The sequence below is a fragment of the Streptomyces genisteinicus genome (assembly GCF_014489615.1).
In the GTDB taxonomy this organism is placed as follows: domain Bacteria; phylum Actinomycetota; class Actinomycetes; order Streptomycetales; family Streptomycetaceae; genus Streptomyces; species Streptomyces genisteinicus.
In genome coordinates, this window is record NZ_CP060825.1 from 4,645,424 (window position 1) to 4,662,076 (window position 16,653).

Below are 16,653 nucleotides of genomic sequence, written 5' to 3' on the forward strand. Positions count from 1 at the left end.
CGCCATGACCGGACTCGCACTCGCGCTCCTGACCGCCCTGTGCGTCGCGGGAGCCTTCCACGGCATCCGCATGTACCGCGCCGACGCCAAGCTCCCCGGCGACCTCGCCGTCGCCCTGGAGGTCGGCGCGACCCGCACCACCGCCGTCGGCTCCGCCGTCGACCGCCTCGGCATGCGCTACGCGGGCTCCGTCCTGCGGATGATGGGCCCCGCCCGCGTCAACAAGGTGCGCCGCAGGATCGACCTCGCCGGCAACCCGGGCGGCCTCACCATCGACCGCTACGCGGCGCGGCGAGCCGTGTACGGGATCCTCGGGGCCCTCGGCGCCTTCGCGATGGTGCTGCGCGGCCAGCCGTTCCTGGCACTGTTCATGATCGCGTTCGGGGTCTTCTGGGTGGAGGTCGGCATCTTCGCCGCCATCCGCCAGCGCAAGGAGCAGATCGAACGGACCCTCCCCGACTTCCTCGACGTCCTCGCCGTCGTCGTCAGCGCCGGACTCGGCTTCCGGGAGGCCCTGGAGCGCGTCGCCGACAAGTACGAGGGCCCGTGGGCCGACGAACTGCGCATCACCCTGCGGCAGATGGACATGGGCGTCGGCCGCCGCAAGGCGTTCGAGGAACTGCGCCGGCGCAACGACTCCGAGCAGGTCGCCCAGTTCGTCACCGCCCTGCAGCAGGGCGAGGAACTCGGCGCGCCGATCACCGAGACGCTCATCCAGATCGCCAACGACATGCGCCGCACCGACGCCCAGAACGCCCGCCGCCGGGCCTCGAAGGCCGTCCCCAAGGCCACGCTCACCATCACGTCGATCATGGTCCCGGCCACGATGATCCTGCTGGTCGCGGCCTTCGTCTTCGGCGCCGACGCCGACTTCAGCTCGGTCGGGGGCTGACACCGTGCCGGCGGAGGGGGGACCGCAGTGGCCCTGCACACCGGGGGGATGACGGGAGGGCTCGGGCCCGACTCGCCGGCCCGCGCGGCCGCCGCCCCGGAGACCCTGCCCACCCTGGCGATCCAGGTCAACGCCCTCCAGGCGCTCTGCCGCCAGGTCTTCGGCTTCCGCCTCGCCATGATCGCGCTCGCCTCCCCGATCGCCCTCGGGTCGGCGCGGCCCGGGCTGCCCACCTACCTGGTCGCCTCCGGGGTGCTCGTCACCTTCATGTTCTCCTACGGCCTCTTCCGGGACTGGGAGCGCTGGGGGCCGCTGCTGCTCCGCCACCCCGCGCTGCTCGCCGCGGACGCCGTCTTCGGCTCCCTGCTCCTGATCACCGCCGGCCCCGACAGCACCCTCGGCTACGTCACCGTCTGCACCCCGCTCCTCGCGGGGCTGGCCTACGGATGGCGCGGCGCCGCGTGCTTCGCCTGCCTCCAGGCGCTGATCCTCTTCGCCGTGTACGGGGCGGACGCCGACGCCGTCGCCACGCCGGGGAACGCGCTCCTGCTGCCCGGCTTCTGCGTCGTCACCGGGGCCGCCGGCGTCACCCTGCGCAATCTGCTGCTGCGCTTCGGCACCGCCAGCCAGGCGCTCACCGAGGCCCGTGCGCGCCTCGCCGTCACCGAGGCCGTCACCGGCGAACGCTCCCGGCTCGCCCGCGAGATGCACGACTCCGTCGCCAAGACCCTGCACGGCCTGGCCCTCGCCGCCGACGGACTCGCCGCCTCGGCAGGCCGGATGGACCCGCTCACCGTCAGGCACCAGGCGGAGCTCGTCGCCCGCTCCGCCCGCCGCGCCGCCGCCGAGTCCCGCGAACTCCTCGGCGACCTGCGGCGGGGCGACGACCTCCACTCCTCGGGCGTCGACGTCGTCGGCGAACTCCACGCGAAGACGGAGGACTTCGGACGGCGCACCGGCATCGCCGTGGAGGTCCGCCGGCTGGCCGGGCCGCCCGTGCCGCCGGTGCCGCGGGCCGTGGCCCGGCAGATGCTGACCATCGCCGGCGAGGCACTGGAGAACAGCAGCCGGCACGCGGGGGCGACACGGGTCCGCACCGAGTCGGGGATCGTCGACGGCATGCTCCGCATCAGCGTCGTCGACAACGGCAGCGGCCTGCCCCCCGGCACCACTCTCGAAGGGCTGCGCAGCGCCGGGCACTTCGGCCTGGTCGGCATGGTGGAGCGGGCGGCCGGGATCGGCGCCCGCATCCGCATCGGCCGGGGCCGCGCCGCCGCCGGCACCGAAGTGCGCCTGGAACTGCCGCTCGCGGCCGTCCTGCCCGCGACACCCGCTCCACCGGGGCCGCACGCCCCGTGACACCGCACCCACCGTCCCCACGACGCACCACCCTCTGAGAGGAGGCCGCACGATGCCGGACGAGAGCTCACGCACCTCGGGTCAGCAGTTCATCGCCCCCCGTGCCTCACAACACACGTCGTCGCACGCCACCGAGCCCCACTCGGACCGCCCGTACGCCGCCGGCGCCGCCCGGCAGCCGGAGCCCGTGCCCGCGGCCGAGCCGCAGGCCGAACCCTTGCCGCAGACCGAGCCCTTCCACCCGGCCGTGCAGCAGGTCGAGCCCTTCCCCCCGGCCGAGCCCTTCCCCCCGGCCGTGCAGGCGCCGCTGCGGGTCGTCGTCGCCGACGACAACCCCGTGGTCCGGGCCGGGCTGACCGTCCTGCTCGGCGGCCGCGAGGACATCCGCGTGGTGGCCGAGGCCGCCGACGGAGCCCAGGCCCTGCACGCCGCCCGGACCCACCGGCCGGACGTCATCCTCCTCGACGTCCGGATGCCCGGCGTCGACGGCATCTCCGCCCTGCCGTACCTGGCCCGGGCGGCCCCCGTGATGATGCTGACCTACAGCCGCGAGAGCGAGATCGTGCACGAGGCCCTGCGCCTCGGCGCGGGCGGCTACCTGGTGCACGGCGAGTTCACCGCCGACCAGCTGGTGGCGGCCGTACGGGACGTGAAGGAGGGGCGGGCCCACTTCACCGCCACGGCGGCTAACGCCCTGCTGGACCGGTTCCGCCGGGACGGCGGCCCGGTGGGCGCGCACCCCCTGCCGGACGGGCTCGGCGCCGCGTACGCCGCCCGCCCCGCGTATCCGGTCCAGCCGCCCGGGCCGTTCGGTGGCCAAGCGGCGTCCGAGGGGTGGGGCCCCGCTCCGATCGTCTCGACTTCACCGAATACCGGCGAAGACACTTCGCATCTGCAATCGGCTGTGGGACAGTCGTCCGTACGGCACGGGGGTGGCGCGGATCCTCATCGCACGACGCCCCAACCCGGCCGCGCACACGCGGAGTTCGGCCTGAGCGCGAGGGAGGTGGAGGTGATGGACCTGATCGCGTCCGGCATGAGCAACCAGCAGATCGCCGCCACCTGCTTCATCAGTGAGAAGACGGTCAAGAACCACATCAACCGCATCTTCGCGAAGCTGCACAGCACCACCCGGAGCGAGGCCATCGCGATCTGGATCGGCACCGCGCGCACCGACCACGGTTTCGGCAGGGGGGCGACGGGCCATGGCTGAACGAGTGACGACCGGACGGCTCGGGAACCGGGCGCGTGATTGGGCCCGGAAATGGGTCCAGGGGCCCTCTGCCGGGCCGGCCCCGCGGCCGTACGTTTCCGCTGTCGACAGCGGGGGGCACCGCACAGCCGGTGACACCGCGGACGGCACCGAGACGTACGCGTCGGCCGACCGGCGGTCGGCCGAACCCGAAGGGGGACGACATGTCGAACGACACTCTGCTGAAGGCCACCGTCAACACGCAGCTGCGCGTCAACGGCTGGAAGAACACGGTCGTCCGTCGGATGACCGACCGCGAGCGCTCCAAGGGCCAGACCGCGCTGGAGTACCTGGGCATCATCATGGTGGTCGTGGTGATCATCGGTGCGATCGTCGGCACGGGCATCGGCGGCAAGATCACGCAGAAGATCAACGAGCAGATCGACAAGATCAAGGCCGGCTGAGCCGCTTGCGCCACCGCTCGACGAAGGACCAAGGGCAGGCATTCCCCATCTACGTGGTGATGGTGGGGGGCCTGCTCTTCCTCGCGTTCGCGTTCTTCGCAGTCGGACAGGCGTCGGCGACCCGGAACACGGCACAGGGCGCGGCGGACGCCGCGGCGCTGGCGGCCGCCCAGGACGCCCGCGCGAAGCTCACCGCCGAATGGCTCGACGCCCTCCAGGACCCGACGGCGTGGCTGGACATCTTCAACGGCTACGCGCCGATCACCCCCTCCTGCGGGGTGGCCGCCCAGTTCGCGGCCAAGAACGGGGCGGTCCTCGACGGAGCGCCGGGATGCAGCGCCGAACCCGGCCGCAGCGGACTGACCTTCAGCGTCGGCGTCCGGACCCAGAAGCCGGTCGGCGACTCGGTCATCCCGGGCACCGAGGCCAAGTTCGGCACGGCCGACGCCAAAGCCGCCGTCAGGCCGCTGTGCGAGTTCGAGCTTCCCGACGACCTCGATCTTCTTCCGGTGCTCACGTGCGACACCGGCAGCTGGGATCTCGAGGACAGCCTGACGGACCTTCCCGACGCGAAGGACCTCTTCGCCGTCCAACTGGTCGATTGACAGCGAACACGAGAGAAGGAATTCCACACATGAGCATTCGGCGTGTCCTGAAGGCCCGCAGAGGGGCGGCGGCGGTGGTGACGGCCGCTGGGCTCGTCCTCGCCCTGGCCGGTTGCGGCGGCGACGAAGGCAAGCAGGACGACCAGGACAAGTCAAGCTCGTCCAGCAAGCCCGCGGAGAAGGAGAAGGAGGGGTCGGCCGGGTCGTCCGCCCAGCCGGACCCGGAGCAGGTGATCGCCACGGTCAAGGGCCGTGACGGCATGGTCCTGATGATCAACTCGGTCGAGCGCGACAGCGGCGGCTTCGTCACGGTCAACGGCCAGGTGGAGAACACCGGCAGTGCCGCCTACTACGCCACGACGGAGTGGCGCGGCACCGAGGAGGAGCTGCGCGGGGGAGGCCAGTCCGTCGGTGGCGCGACGCTGGTCGACAAGGTGGGAAAGAAGCGCTACTACGTGTTGCGCGACACGGACGGCCGCTGCCTGTGCACGTCGGGCTTCACCCAGGTGGACGCGGGCAAGAAGCTTCCGATCTTCATGCAGTTCCCGGCGCCCCCGGAGTCGACGACCCAAGTCGACTTCCAGCTGCCGTCCTTCCCGAACACCACCCTTGAGATCACGGGGTGACGGACGCCATGACACGTTCACGCACCCGCAGAACGCCGGCTCGCGTCACCGCGTCCGTCGTCACGGCCGCGGCGGTCGTGGCGGCGGTACAGGTGCTCTCCGCACCGGCCCGCGCCGACGAGAAGCCCAGCGTCCCGCCGGGCACGGAGGCATCCGCCGAGCCGCCTGTCCAGGTGGACGCGAACGCGCCCGGACTCAAGATGGTCGACGGCGCCACCCTCGCCCCCGCCAAGGTCCTCGACATCAAGTCCGTGATCGAGTCCGAAGGCGGCGAGGAGCGCCGCGAGGACACCAACTCGGACGTGAAGTACGCGCTCCAGGCCGAGGTGCTCTTCGGCAAGGACAGCGCACGGCTCAGCCCCGCCGCCAACGGCCGCATCCAGGCCATCGCCGCCGAGATCACGAAGGAGAACGCGAAGAAGGTCCGCATCTTCGGGTTCACCGACGACCTCGGGTCCTCGGCCCACGGCGACGTGCTGTCCAAGCAGCGGGCCGACGCCGTGCACTCGGTGCTGGCGAAGGCGCTGAGCGACGCCGGGATCACCTACGAGGTCCGCGGCTACGGCGAGCAGTTCCCCATCGCCGACAACTCGAACGAAGAGGGCCGCAAGAAGAACCGCCGCGTGGAGGTCTCGTACCCGCGCGGAGCGGGCGGCTGACACGTTGTTCCCCGCACGGCCGGGACCGCGTCCTGCGACGCGGTCCCGGCCGTGCGCGCTCTACCGCGCTCGCCGGCCGTGGCCGCCGCTGCCGCGCAACGCGGCCCGTTGAGACCGGTGTTGGGCCCGGGGGCCCATGACGGGGAGGCCGTTCCTCCCTAGCGTGGCGAGCATGTCGGTACTGGGGGAAGCACGCAGGGTCCTGCGCCGCCGCGTGCGGCGCGGCATGCCGCGCACGGATGTGCGCCTGCTGGGTCTGCGCGGACGGCGCAGGGGGGACCGGGGCCAGACGCCGCTCGAGTACGTCGGGCTCGGTCTGGTGGTCGTGGCGATCATCGGTTCGCTGGTGGCGACCGGTATCGGCCAGGAGCTGACGGTGAAGATCGGCGCACAGGTGTGCCGTATCACCGGCGGCGGGGACTGCGGCGACGGCGGAGGCCGCTTCGACGAGGCCCGGGACGGCAGGGACGGCGACGGCACCGCACCCGCCGACCGCCCCGCCGGGAACGCCGGCGACCCGGGGGATCCCGGCGGCAAGTCCCCCGAACAGCTGGCCTACGAGAAGGCCCTCAAGGACCTCCGGGACGCGCAGTCCGCCGAGAAGGCCGACCAGGACAAGGCGATCCGGGCGGCGAAGGAACTGGCGAAGATCCTCGCCGACGAACTCGGCATCACCGACGCCCTCGACTGCATCACCGAGGGCGACATGGGCGCCTGCACCGAGACGCTCATCAACGTGCTGACCAGCCTCGTCGGCGGTGCGGTCGGCAAGCTGGCCGCCAAGTACGGGGCGCCGTGGAAGTGGAAGAAGGCCTACGAGCTCATCCAGAAGCTCAAGAAGCACGGCGGCGACCTGTACGACGGCCTCACCGGGCTCGTCAAGAACCGCAAGAAGGTCAAGGACGCCCAGAAGGCCCTCGACGACGCCAAGAAGAAGTACGACCCGGACAAGAAGAAACCCGACGAGAAGAAGCCGGACGACAAGCCGACCACCTGCCCCGTCCGGCACAGCTTCCTGCCCGGCACGCCGGTCCTGCTCGCGGACGGGCGGCGAGTGGCCATCGAGCGGGTCGCGGTCGGCGAGAAGGTCGTCGCGACGGACCCCTACACCGGGCGGACCGAGGCGCGGCTCGTCGAGCAGGCGATCACCACCTACGACGACAAGCACTTCACCCGTCTGACCGTGCGCACGGCAGGCGGTCCGTCGACGGTCACGGTCACCGACACCCACCCGTTCTGGCTGACCGACGAGGGACGCTGGAGCGACGCCGGCGACATCACCCGCGGCAACACCCTGCGCAGCGAGCACGGTGAGCCGCTGCCGGTCACGGCGGTGTCGCGCTACACCGAACGGCAGACCACGCACGACCTGACCGTCCGCGACATCCACACCTACTACGTCGTGGCCGCGGGCAGCGGGATCCTGGTCCACAACAACGACGGGCCGGCGACGGCGCCGAAGGTCGACAACCAGGATCTGCAGAACATCATCAACTCGATGTACAAAGGGGTCGGCAACCCCAACCGTGTCGGCGACGGAAGCGCGATGGCCGCGGCCAACGCCGAGGCGCTCGGCAGCGAGGCGGTCGAGGGCAAGGACCACGTCGAGAAGGCGAAGCAGATGAGGGCCGCGCTCAACAACTTCCTCACCAAGGACGAGAAGCGGCTCAAGGGCGGCAAGAAGGTGCCGGTGGTCAGGACCGAGAAGGACATCCAGATCGCCAGGACGCTGATGCAGGCGATCGACGACGCCGTCGCCGGCACGTACAAGGGCTCCAAGAACTACCCGGGACTGGACTGCTGATGACGACGACGCCCGATGTGCAGCTCGTGCGGGACCTGGTGGCGCAGGTGCCCGGCTTCGAGGAGATGTACGAGTCGCACATGTTCGACCAGGACGGTGTGCTGCCGCACGTGTTCTTCTGGGACGTCGTCCAGGAGACCGTGCGCTCCTACCTCGGCCAGGACCCCGAGGCCCCCGACTGGCGGCGCACCCTCGACTTCCTGGACGAACGCCTCGCCCTCGGGGTGAAGGAGGCCGACGCCGTCATCGTGACCTCGTTCCTCAACGACCTGCCCTTCCCCGGGGAGCCCGGCCATGACATCGTCCGCTCGCTGGGGCCGCATCTGGCTGCCGCCTTCGCCAGGATCCGCCCCGCGGGGTGACCGCCGCGCGGCTGTCCGGAGTACGCCGCCGCGCCGCGAGCCGTGGACCGACGCGCCGCGGCGGCACGATCCCGCCATGGGTCCCCGGGCCCATGTCCCGCTGCCCGTGCGCTTGTTAGCGTGCGGGGAGACCGTCGAGCAGGAGGGGAACGGCATGAGCACGGGGACCCGCAGGACCGTACGGAACACCGCGCGCCGGGTGGCGCTCGCCGGCACCGCCGTGCTGCTCGGTGCGGGTGGGATCACCGCCTGCGAGGACGGCGGCACGGGCGAGGGCGGCGGCAAGGACGCCGGGCGGCCCGCCGCGTCCGCCACGGCCCCGGACCGGGAGGCCGCGCCCGCCGCGGAGCCCTCCGTCCCGCCCGCGGACACCGCCCCGAGCAGCGGCGAGGTCCTGACCGAGGACGGGCTCGCGAAGGCCGCCCTCGCCTCCGGCGAGGTGCCCGGGTTCGAGGTGACGCCCATGCAGGGCGGCGAGGAGCCCGGCACGGAGAAGTCCGACGACCCCGACTGCGCACCGCTCGCCGCGGTGGTCAACGGAGCCCCGCAGCCGGCCGGCTCGGCCACGGTCTACCGCACGGCCGTCGACACCCGGGAGGAGGGCGAGGAGACCCAGACCGTCGTCACCCTGATCCTCACCTCGCACCCGGACGGCGGCGCGGAGCGGGTGCTCTCCGGGCTGCGGGCCGCCGTCGGCGCGTGCGCCAAGGGTTTCACAGCCCGCGGCGGCGACGGCGTCTCCACCTACTCCGAGGTGCGGACGGTCAGCGCTCCCGCCGCGGGCGACGAGTCGATCGCCTACCAGCTGACGGGCGCGCTGGGCGGCGACAAGATCCCGCTGGTGTTCCACGTGGTGCGGCGCGGGGCCACGGTCGTCACCTTCTACACGGCGGACTTCGCCGGCCGGACGGCACCGACCGTCCCGGACGAGCTGGTCGTCCGGCAGACCGCCAAGCTCCCGTAGGGCCGCGGCCGCCGTGTCGCCGCGTGCCGCCGGGACGTCACGCGCCGCGGCCCCGTCCACGGTCAGCCGCGGCCGCCGTCCACGGTCAGCCGCGCGCCGGGCACCAGCCCCCAGCCCGCCATCGCCCCGGCCTCCGCCTCCAGCACATGGCGGGCGCGCAGGCGGATCGCCCCGAGCCGGCCGGGGCGCATCGTGTGCACGTGCAGGACGCGCAACTCCTTGTCCAGATACGCCACATCGATGGCGAAGCGCATCCGGAAGGTGTGGACGCTGTTGCACGGGGTCAGCAGGATCGCGCCGTCGACGCCGTCCCTGCCGAGCAGCCCACGGGTCCGCGTCCGGTACGAGGCGGCGACGAGCAGCGGCACCGGCGCCTCGTGCCCGGGTATCCGCAACTCGGCCGTGCCGTCCCGCCATCCGCCCATGGCGCAGACCGTACTCCGCGTCTCCCGCCGGCGGGGAGTGGTCGTACGAATGGGTCCGCACCGGCCGCCGGGTGGGCCCCCGGACCCATGACGGAGCGGCGGGCCCCGGCCTAGGGTCCTGCCGTGGACGTGACGCCGATCGCCGTAGCCGCCGCCGTCTGGGGCGCCGCCACCGGGCTGCTGGTGCCCCGGGCCGCGTACCGGCTGTCCGTCGAGCCCGAGGACGACTGGCGGGCGGCCTGCCCGCAGGGCCACCCGCTCACCGGCTCGGCGGGCGGCTGGCTCGGCCTCCCGCGCTGTGCCGCCTGCGCGTCCGGCGCCCCGTCCCAGGCGCCCCCGCGCCCCCTCGCCGCCGCCCCCGGCACGGCGGCCGCTCCCCGTCGCCCCGGCGAGCCGACACCCCTCCCCGGCGAGCCGCAGGCCGTGCCCGGCGAGCCGCGGCCCCTCCCCGGCGAGCAGGGCGGCGGCCGGCCCTCCACCGCGACTCCCGCCCACCCGGGTCCCGCCCAGCCGGGCCCTGCCCACCCGGAACCCGGCACCCGCGCTCCCGTCGCGGAGGCGCCGACCGCCGCCGACGGGCCCCGGCGGCCCGTCCCCTACCGGGTCTCCGTCCCGGTGGCCGTGGTCACCGCGCTCGTCTGCCTGCTGCTGGGCCGGGCCACCGGACCGCGCCCGGAACTGGTGGTGTGGCTGCTCTGCGTGCCGTTCGCCGTGCTTCTGGCCCTCGTCGACCGCAACGTCCACCGGCTGCCCGACGAAGTGACCCTGCCCCTCGCCGCCGCGGCGGCGATCCTCCTCGGGGCGGCGGAGCTCGCACCCGGCGACGGCGGCTCCTGGCCCACCGCGCTGCTCGGCGGACTCGCCCTCGGCGGGGTCTACTTCCTCCTCTTCCTGATCAACCCGAACGGCATGGGCTTCGGCGACGTCAAACTCGCCCTGGCGCTGGGCGTGGTGCTGGGCTGGTACGGCTGGACCGTGCTGTTCGCAGGGGCGTTCGCCGGGTTCCTGCTGGGCGCGGTCTACGGGGTGGGGCTGATGCTCATGCGCCGGGCGAACCGCCGGACGGCGATCCCCTTCGGTCCGTTCATGATCACGGGCGCGTTCCTGGGACTGCTCCTCGGAGCCCTCGCCGCCGCCTGACCGCGAACCCGCCGACCCGGCCCGCCCCAGCCCTCCCGCCCCCGCCCGTACGCCTGCGCGTCCGGTGTCGACGGCTACGCGTGCGGCCCCACCGTCACCGGGCCGACGACCAGCCCGGCCCGCGCCTGCAACACCTCGCCGACCCGTTCCGCCCGGTCGGCCAGCTCGCGCCGGGCCGCCGGGGCGTCGAGCGCCGGGCCGACGGGCTCCACGGTCACGGTCACCCTGCTGCCGGAGCGCCGCTGGTGCCAGACGCCCGCGACGGTGCCGTCCACCAGCACGACCGGGTAGTTGCCCGCCTGCCCCCTTCCCAGCGCGCGGTCCCACGCGGCCCCGGGGAACAGGCGTTCCCGCGGCTGCGCGGCGATCGCGTAGGCGTCGAAGTAGGGGAGCAGCCGCACCCCGCGGTGGCCGGGGCCCTCGTCGAACGCGGTGTCGCCGGCCGCCACCCACGCGGCCCCGTCCTCGTACGTCACCTCGGTGATCAGGCCGGCCTCCGCCTGCTCCGCGAACAACCGGGCCGCCCACGTCCTCGGCGCGGCCAGCCAGCGGGCGAACCACTGCGGTGTGGACGGGCCGTACGCGCGCAGATAGCGCGCCAGGAGCTCCGTCACCGCGGCAGGGCCCGCCAGGGGAGTGACGTCCGGGCTCGTGTAGGTCACCCGCCGGCCGCGCACCGGGCCGAAGGCGAGCACGCCCCGGTGCGCCGCCGTGTGGGTCGCCTGCCGCCAGCGGGGCCACTTGTCCTGGAACGCCTCCATCACCCGGTCCCCGGCCCAGCTCCCGGTGCGGGCGGTGATCGCGTCCGTGAGCTCGTCGACGGTGAGCGCCTCGCCGCCGCCGAGCGCGTCCCGGATCGCGTCGATCACCGCGTCGGTCTGCTCCGGGGTCATCCGCACGCCCTCCGGCATCCCCGGCGCCCCGGACGGGACGGCGGAGAGCGCGCCGGTCCACAGGGGCAGGTCGGCGGCGGGCAGCAGATGGACCGTGCCGCGCGGACCGTACGTCTTCACCAGGGAGCGCTCCTGCCACAGCGCCGACCGCACGTCCTCGCGGGTCGTACCGCCGCCGGTGCGCAGTGCGACGGAGAGTTCGGCGGCGGACATCACCTGGGCGTGTGCGCCGAGCATCGCGCCGACCACCCCGGCGGGTGAGCCTCCGGGGGTGTCGAGGCCCTGCCGGGCGATCCGGCGGGCGGCGGCGGCCCGCCAGGTCACTCCGCCGGACGGGGTGCGTGCGTCACGGTTCGTCATACGGCGAGCGTAGAGAGCAATGAGGACAGTTCCCGTCCTCATTGCCGGGCCGCGGGCACGGCGAGCCAGGCCCGCACGCGCCCGGGCCGCAGGGGACTGCGGCGGGCCCGGACGGGGCGTGTCCCGCCCGGGCGGCCGGTGTCACGTCGTGTGGTCGTCAATACGGCTCCCGTTCCGGCGGGTCACCCGTGGGGACTACCCGGGCTCGCGCCGCGCCGTCGCCCTGCCCCGCGTGAGCAGGCGCGGAACGGGGGCCGCGGGCCGGTGGAGCCTCGCAGGAGCCCGGTTCCGCGGGCCTTCGCGCGCCGTCGTGCGCCGCCCGCGCGAGAAACGGCGCGCGGTTGTGGCACGGCGTGGCACGCAACATCGCTCACGAAGGGTTATGGTGGAAACCCCCCCTCGGGCCGGTCCGTATCCCCCCCACGGACCGGCCCGTTTTTCTGCCCTCCGCCGCCCGGCCGCCCCGCCCGGCGGGACGGCCCCCGGCTCGCCGCCTCCGCCGCGGCCCGGCTCCGTCCCGCAGCCTCCGCTCGACGCGTCCGGCGGGTCAGCCCCGTCCGGCCCAGATGTTCGTGCCCTCGGTGTCGACCGCGAAGGTGTCGATCCGCTCCAGCTCGTCCTTCGTCAGCGCCGGCGCCGCCAGCGCCGCCACGTTCTCCTCCAGCTGCCGCACGCTCGACGCGCCGATCAGCGCCGAGGTCATGCGCGGATCGCGGAGCACCCAGGAGAGCGCCATCTGGGCGAGGGACTGGCCCCGCTCGGCCGCGATGTCGTTCAGCCCGTTCAGCCGGCGCACCACGTCGTCGGAGAGCAGGCCCGGGTCGAGGGACTTGCCCTGGGTGGCGCGCGAGCCCTCGGGGATGCCCTTCAGGTACTTGCCCGTGAGCAGGCCCTGCGCCAACGGCACGAAGGAGATGCAGCCCATCCCCGCGGCCTCCAGCGTGTCGAGCAGGCCGTCGTCCTCCGTCCAGCGGTTGATCATCGAGTAGGAGGGCTGGTGGATGAGCGCGGGCACGCCCATCTCCTTCAGCAGGCGGGCCGCCTCGGCGGTCTGCTCGGCCGTGTAGGAGGAGACGCCGACGTACAGGGCCTTGCCCTGCTGCACGGCGGACGCGAGGGCGCCCATCGTCTCCTCCAGCGGGGTGTCCTTGTCGAAGCGGTGCGAGTAGAAGATGTCGACGTAGTCGACGCCCATCCGCCGCAGGCTGGCGTCCAGCGAGGACAGCAGGTACTTCCGCGAACCCCATTCGCCGTAGGGGCCGGGGTGCATCAGATAGCCCGCCTTGGTCGAGACGACCAGCTCGTCCCGGTACGGGGCGAAATCCTGGGCGAAGATCTTGCCGAAGTTCAGTTCGGCGGAGCCCGGCGGGGGGCCGTAGTTGTTCGCCAGGTCGAAGTGGGTCACGCCCAGGTCGAACGCGCGGCGCAGGATCGCGCGCTGGGAGCCGAGCGAGCGGTCGTCGCCGAAGTTGTGCCACAGGCCGAGCGAGATCGCGGGAAGGCGCAGCCCGGACCGGCCGCTGCGGCGGTACTCCATGGTTGCGTAGCGGTCGTCCGCGGGCAGGTAGTGCAGGGAATCAGTCACGCTTCCCTCCCTATCACGGACTTGTGACACACCGGGTTGGGCCCGTGCGGCCGGGCCGCAGTACTGTTGCGCCTTCGGGGAAAGCCGTATCGAGGGGTGTAACAACAGTGAACCTGCGCGACCTGGTGTACGGGCTCTACGCACGCCGGGTGGAGGGCCGCCTCGACCACGCCCAGGTGCCGAAGCACATCGGAGTGATCCTCGACGGCAACCGCCGGTGGGCCAAGGCGTCCGGCGGCACCGCCGCGCAGGGGCACCAGGCGGGCGCGGACAAGATCTCCGAGCTGCTCGGCTGGTGTGCCGAGACCGACGTCGAGGTCGTCACCCTCTGGCTGCTGTCCACGGACAACTTCGACCGGCCGGAGGAGGAGCTCAAGCCGCTCCTCACCATCATCGAGAACACCGTCCGCAACCTCGCGGCCGACGGCCGCTGGCGGGTGCACCACGTCGGCACGCTCGACCTGCTGCCCGGCCACACGCAGACCGTGCTGAAGGAGGCCGAGCAGGCCACCGACGGCATCGACGGGATACTGGTCAACGTCGCCGTCGGCTACGGCGGCCGCCAGGAGATCGCCGACGCCGTCCGCTCCCTGCTGCTGGAGCACGCGGCGAAGGGGACGAGCGTCGAGGAGCTCGCCGAGACCGTCGACGTCGAGCACATCTCCGAGCACCTCTACACCCGCGGCCAGCCGGACCCGGACCTCGTCATCCGCACCAGCGGCGAGCAGCGGCTCTCCGGCTTCATGCTCTGGCAGAGCGCCCACTCCGAGTACTACTTCTGCGAAGTCTTCTGGCCGGCCTTCAGGAAGGTCGACTTCCTGCGCGCGCTCCGCGACTACGCGGCCCGCCACCGGCGCTACGGCGCCTGAGTTCCGCCCGCTCCCCTCTTCCGCCGGTTCCCCGGGCTTTCCGCGGGCGCCCGCCCCGCCGGGACCCCCTGCGCGCACCGCCGCGCCGCGTCCACGGCCCCAGCGCATCCCGGGCGGGCGGCATTCGGCCGCCCTGCGACTCAACCGGCCCTGTGTGTACGGTGGTTGAGGCGACACGCGCGCGGGCGGCGCCCGTGCGCCCCCCGCGCCGACGCTCATGTCCCCTCGCACGGCAGCAGCTCCGGGCACCCTCTTGCCGATCCTGTAACCGCGGGTTACCAAGGGAACCGCGGGGAGGGTTCCGCCCGTCGCTGTGGGTCCGGGACATGGTCGTGGTCGTCGCGGTGGTCATGATCCGAGGCCGTGGGCCGAAGCTGTCGCCGTGGCGGCCGGCTGCGGTGGCCGGCTGCGGCGCCGGCCGTGGTTCCGGGAAGAGCGCGCGGCCGGACGCGGCACGTCGCGGTGGAGACGGGGAGAGCGGGAGAGCGTGGACGGGCGTGTGGGGATCGACCTGACGGGCAGTGGCGCGACCGGGCTGGAGGAGGCCGATCCCCGCCGGATCGGTCCCGTCCCGCTGATCGGGCGGCTCGGGGCCGGCGGCATGGGCCGGGTGTACCTCGGGGTGCACGAGGGCCGCTACGTCGCGGTCAAGCAGCTCCTCGCGTCGATCGTCGCCGAGGACCAGGACTTCCTGCGCCGCTTCGGGCAGGAGCTCGACAACATCGCGCGCCTGCCGGAGTCCGCGACCGCCCCGCTGCTCGCCGGCGACCGGACGGCCTCGCCCCCGTGGTTCGCGACCGCCTACGTGCCCGGTCTGACGCTGAACCAGGCGCTCGGCGCGAACGGCGGGCCGCTGCCCGCCGACGCCCTGTGGCGCCTGCTGAGGGAGGCGGCCTCCTGTCTGGCCGACGTGCACGCGCTGGACATGGTGCACCGGGACGTGAAGCCGTCCAACGTGATGCTGACGCCCGCCGGCGTCACCCTCATCGACTTCGGTGTGGCGCGTGCCGCGGACCAGAGCCAGGTCACCCGGACGGGCATGGTCGTCGGCACCCCGGCGTACATGTCCCCCGAGCAGGCGTCGGGGCAGCGCGGCGCCACCGGTGCCGTGGACGTCTTCGCGCTCGGCTCGGTGCTCGCGTACGCGGCGAGCGGCAGGCCCCCGTTCGGGGACGAGTCCGGGCACGGCGTGCTGTACCGGATCGTGCACGAGGCCCCCGACCTGGACGCGCTGCGCGCGGTCGACCCGGCCCTGGCGGACACCGTCGCCGCCTGCCTGGACAAGGACCCCGAGGGCCGCCCGTCCGCGTCCGAACTGGTGGCCGCCGCCGAACGGCACCTGCCGCCGGGGCCCGTGCCGTGGCCGGCCGCCGTCGAAGCCCCGCTCGCCAGGAGGGCCGCCTTCGCCGGGCGGGTCGTGGACGCGGCGGACCTTCCCGTGCCGCGGGACGCCGTCGTCGAACCCGTCGTCGAACCCGTCGTCGAACCCGGCGACGGCACCGGCACCGGCACCGGCGCCCGGAAGCGGCCGGAGGAACGGAGGCGGCGCCGCAGGGTGCTGGCCGTCGTTATCCCGGTCGTGGTGACGGGCGCCACGCTCTCGTTCCAGCTCCTGCCCTACGCGTTCGACGGGCCGGACAAGGGGGCGCTGCCGCCGGTCTCGTCGTCCCCCGCCGGCGGGGCACCCGACGGAGGGGCCGCCTCCTCGGGGCCGTCGTCGACGGCGACGCCGAGCGCGAGCCGGAGCGCCTCGGCCTCCGCCTCGGCGTCCGCGGGACCGGACGGAGCCGGCGCGGGGGAGAAGGACGGGGAGAGGGACGGCGGCAAGGGAGCCGGCGGCGCCGGTTCCGGTACTCCCGGAGGGGTGGGTGACGGGGGCTCGGCGGGCGCGGGGGCGTCCGGGGGCTCGGGAGGGTCGGGCGGCGGCACGGCACCGTCCGGGGCAGCGGCCTCCGGCGGCAGCGCCTCGGGCGGCTCCTCCCCCGGGGGCGCGGGTGACGGGGGCGGCGGCGGGGGCGCGCCGGCCCCGTCGGCCTTCATGCTGAAGAACGGCGAGAACGGGAAGTGCGTCACCCACGGCGCGGGCAGCAGCCCCCATGACGGCGCGTGCTCGGGCACGAGCGCCACCTGGTCGTTCCGGACCGTCTCCGGCGGGACCTTCCGCATCGTCAACGGCCGCGACGGCGACTGCATGGACGCGAACACCCTCGGGCACCAGGTCCTCTCCTTCGCCTGCGGAAGCGGCACCGACCACCAGTGGCAGTCGGGGGCGAACGGTTCGATCCGGAGCGTGCGCACCGGCGGCTGTCTCGACCTCAGCGGGCTCAGCGGCACCAATGTCGTCACCGAGACCTGCGACGGCTCCGCCTCGCAGCGCTGGACGGCAGTCTGACGGGGGCGGACGGGGTCCGACGGGGTCCGGCGCCGGTCCGGAGGCAGCGGCCGCCCGCGCCC

General features: G+C 73.7%; 16 protein-coding genes. 13 read left to right on the top strand and 3 right to left on the bottom strand.

All coding sequences use genetic code 11. From position 1 onward, the window contains the following. Positions 1 to 4 precede the first annotated feature (4 nt). From IAG43_RS20385 to IAG43_RS20430, 10 genes are all read left to right on the top strand, one after another. The gene (locus IAG43_RS20385) at positions 5 to 892 is read left to right on the top strand and encodes a DUF5936 domain-containing protein (RefSeq protein ID WP_187742138.1); all 888 of its coding nucleotides are present in this window, start codon (positions 5 to 7) and stop codon (positions 890 to 892) included. A 48-nt stretch (positions 893 to 940) separates the two neighbouring features. Further along, positions 941 to 2,251, top strand: a complete 1,311-nt coding sequence (locus IAG43_RS20390; protein WP_187742139.1) for a sensor histidine kinase — start codon at positions 941 to 943, stop codon at positions 2,249 to 2,251. 52 nt (positions 2,252 to 2,303) lie between these two features. Further along, complete coding sequence (locus IAG43_RS20395) at positions 2,304 to 3,464, top strand: response regulator transcription factor (protein ID WP_187742140.1); 1,161 nt, start codon at positions 2,304 to 2,306, stop codon at positions 3,462 to 3,464. Between the two features lie 203 nt (positions 3,465 to 3,667). Beyond that, positions 3,668 to 3,907 carry a hypothetical protein gene (locus IAG43_RS20400; protein ID WP_147987921.1) on the top strand — a complete coding sequence of 80 codons (240 nt, stop codon included), beginning with the start codon at positions 3,668 to 3,670 and terminating at the stop codon, positions 3,905 to 3,907. Positions 3,908 to 3,912: 5 nt separating this feature from the next. Next, positions 3,913 to 4,512, top strand: coding sequence for a pilus assembly protein TadG-related protein (locus IAG43_RS20405; protein WP_187742141.1), 600 nt, complete (start codon positions 3,913 to 3,915; stop codon positions 4,510 to 4,512). A 29-nt stretch (positions 4,513 to 4,541) separates the two neighbouring features. Further along, positions 4,542 to 5,138, top strand: coding sequence for a hypothetical protein (locus IAG43_RS20410; protein ID WP_187742142.1), 597 nt, complete (start codon positions 4,542 to 4,544; stop codon positions 5,136 to 5,138). Positions 5,139 to 5,146: 8 nt separating this feature from the next. Next, a complete protein-coding gene (locus IAG43_RS20415; protein WP_187742143.1) occupies positions 5,147 to 5,797 on the top strand; it encodes an OmpA family protein in 651 nt (216 codons plus the stop codon). Positions 5,798 to 5,969: 172 nt separating this feature from the next. After that, positions 5,970 to 7,601 (top strand): polymorphic toxin-type HINT domain-containing protein, encoded by a 1,632-nt coding sequence (locus IAG43_RS20420; protein WP_187742144.1) that lies wholly within the window; start codon positions 5,970 to 5,972, stop codon positions 7,599 to 7,601. After that, on the top strand, positions 7,601 to 7,963 hold the full coding sequence (locus IAG43_RS20425) for a hypothetical protein (protein ID WP_187742145.1): 363 nt from the start codon (positions 7,601 to 7,603) through the stop codon (positions 7,961 to 7,963). Before IAG43_RS20420 ends, IAG43_RS20425 begins: the two co-directional genes overlap by 1 nt. A gap of 154 nt (positions 7,964 to 8,117) precedes the next feature. Further along, positions 8,118 to 8,927 carry a hypothetical protein gene (locus tag IAG43_RS20430; protein WP_187742146.1) on the top strand — a complete coding sequence of 270 codons (810 nt, stop codon included), beginning with the start codon at positions 8,118 to 8,120 and terminating at the stop codon, positions 8,925 to 8,927. Positions 8,928 to 8,989: 62 nt separating this feature from the next. Here the strand turns inward: IAG43_RS20430 and IAG43_RS20435 are convergent, their stop codons facing one another. Beyond that, positions 8,990 to 9,352, bottom strand: a complete 363-nt coding sequence (locus tag IAG43_RS20435) for a DUF192 domain-containing protein (RefSeq protein ID WP_187742147.1) — start codon at positions 9,350 to 9,352, stop codon at positions 8,990 to 8,992. Between the two features lie 123 nt (positions 9,353 to 9,475). Between IAG43_RS20435 and IAG43_RS20440 the strand changes: the two genes are divergently transcribed. Continuing rightward, on the top strand, positions 9,476 to 10,492 hold the full coding sequence (locus IAG43_RS20440) for a prepilin peptidase (RefSeq protein WP_187742148.1): 1,017 nt from the start codon (positions 9,476 to 9,478) through the stop codon (positions 10,490 to 10,492). Between the two features lie 74 nt (positions 10,493 to 10,566). On the opposite strand, the gene IAG43_RS20445 is transcribed toward IAG43_RS20440, so the two are convergent. Then, positions 10,567 to 11,745 (bottom strand): winged helix DNA-binding domain-containing protein, encoded by a 1,179-nt coding sequence (locus IAG43_RS20445; protein ID WP_187742149.1) that lies wholly within the window; start codon positions 11,743 to 11,745, stop codon positions 10,567 to 10,569. A gap of 547 nt (positions 11,746 to 12,292) precedes the next feature. Further along, positions 12,293 to 13,330: an L-glyceraldehyde 3-phosphate reductase gene (gene mgrA, locus IAG43_RS20450; protein ID WP_187742150.1), complete on the bottom strand. Its 1,038-nt coding sequence runs from the start codon at positions 13,328 to 13,330 to the stop codon at positions 12,293 to 12,295. A 107-nt stretch (positions 13,331 to 13,437) separates the two neighbouring features. Here mgrA and IAG43_RS20455 point away from each other — a divergent pair, with 107 nt between their 5' ends. Next, the gene (locus IAG43_RS20455; protein ID WP_187742151.1) at positions 13,438 to 14,199 is read left to right on the top strand and encodes an isoprenyl transferase; all 762 of its coding nucleotides are present in this window, start codon (positions 13,438 to 13,440) and stop codon (positions 14,197 to 14,199) included. 487 nt (positions 14,200 to 14,686) lie between these two features. Further along, the gene (locus IAG43_RS20460; protein WP_246574460.1) at positions 14,687 to 16,591 is read left to right on the top strand and encodes a serine/threonine-protein kinase; all 1,905 of its coding nucleotides are present in this window, start codon (positions 14,687 to 14,689) and stop codon (positions 16,589 to 16,591) included. Positions 16,592 to 16,653 lie beyond the last annotated feature (62 nt).

Coding starts and splice junctions, on each gene's coding strand:
- IAG43_RS20385 (WP_187742138.1), top strand. CDS start 5: ATGACCGGACTCGCACTCGCGCTCCTGACCGCCCTGTGCGTCGCGGGA.
- IAG43_RS20390 (WP_187742139.1), top strand. CDS start 941: ATGACGGGAGGGCTCGGGCCCGACTCGCCGGCCCGCGCGGCCGCCGCC.
- IAG43_RS20395 (WP_187742140.1), top strand. CDS start 2,304: ATGCCGGACGAGAGCTCACGCACCTCGGGTCAGCAGTTCATCGCCCCC.
- IAG43_RS20400 (WP_147987921.1), top strand. CDS start 3,668: ATGTCGAACGACACTCTGCTGAAGGCCACCGTCAACACGCAGCTGCGC.
- IAG43_RS20410 (WP_187742142.1), top strand. CDS start 4,542: ATGAGCATTCGGCGTGTCCTGAAGGCCCGCAGAGGGGCGGCGGCGGTG.
- IAG43_RS20415 (WP_187742143.1), top strand. CDS start 5,147: ATGACACGTTCACGCACCCGCAGAACGCCGGCTCGCGTCACCGCGTCC.
- IAG43_RS20420 (WP_187742144.1), top strand. CDS start 5,970: ATGTCGGTACTGGGGGAAGCACGCAGGGTCCTGCGCCGCCGCGTGCGG.
- IAG43_RS20425 (WP_187742145.1), top strand. CDS start 7,601: ATGACGACGACGCCCGATGTGCAGCTCGTGCGGGACCTGGTGGCGCAG.
- IAG43_RS20430 (WP_187742146.1), top strand. CDS start 8,118: ATGAGCACGGGGACCCGCAGGACCGTACGGAACACCGCGCGCCGGGTG.
- IAG43_RS20435 (WP_187742147.1), bottom strand. CDS start 9,352: ATGGGCGGATGGCGGGACGGCACGGCCGAGTTGCGGATACCCGGGCAC.
- IAG43_RS20445 (WP_187742149.1), bottom strand. CDS start 11,745: ATGACGAACCGTGACGCACGCACCCCGTCCGGCGGAGTGACCTGGCGG.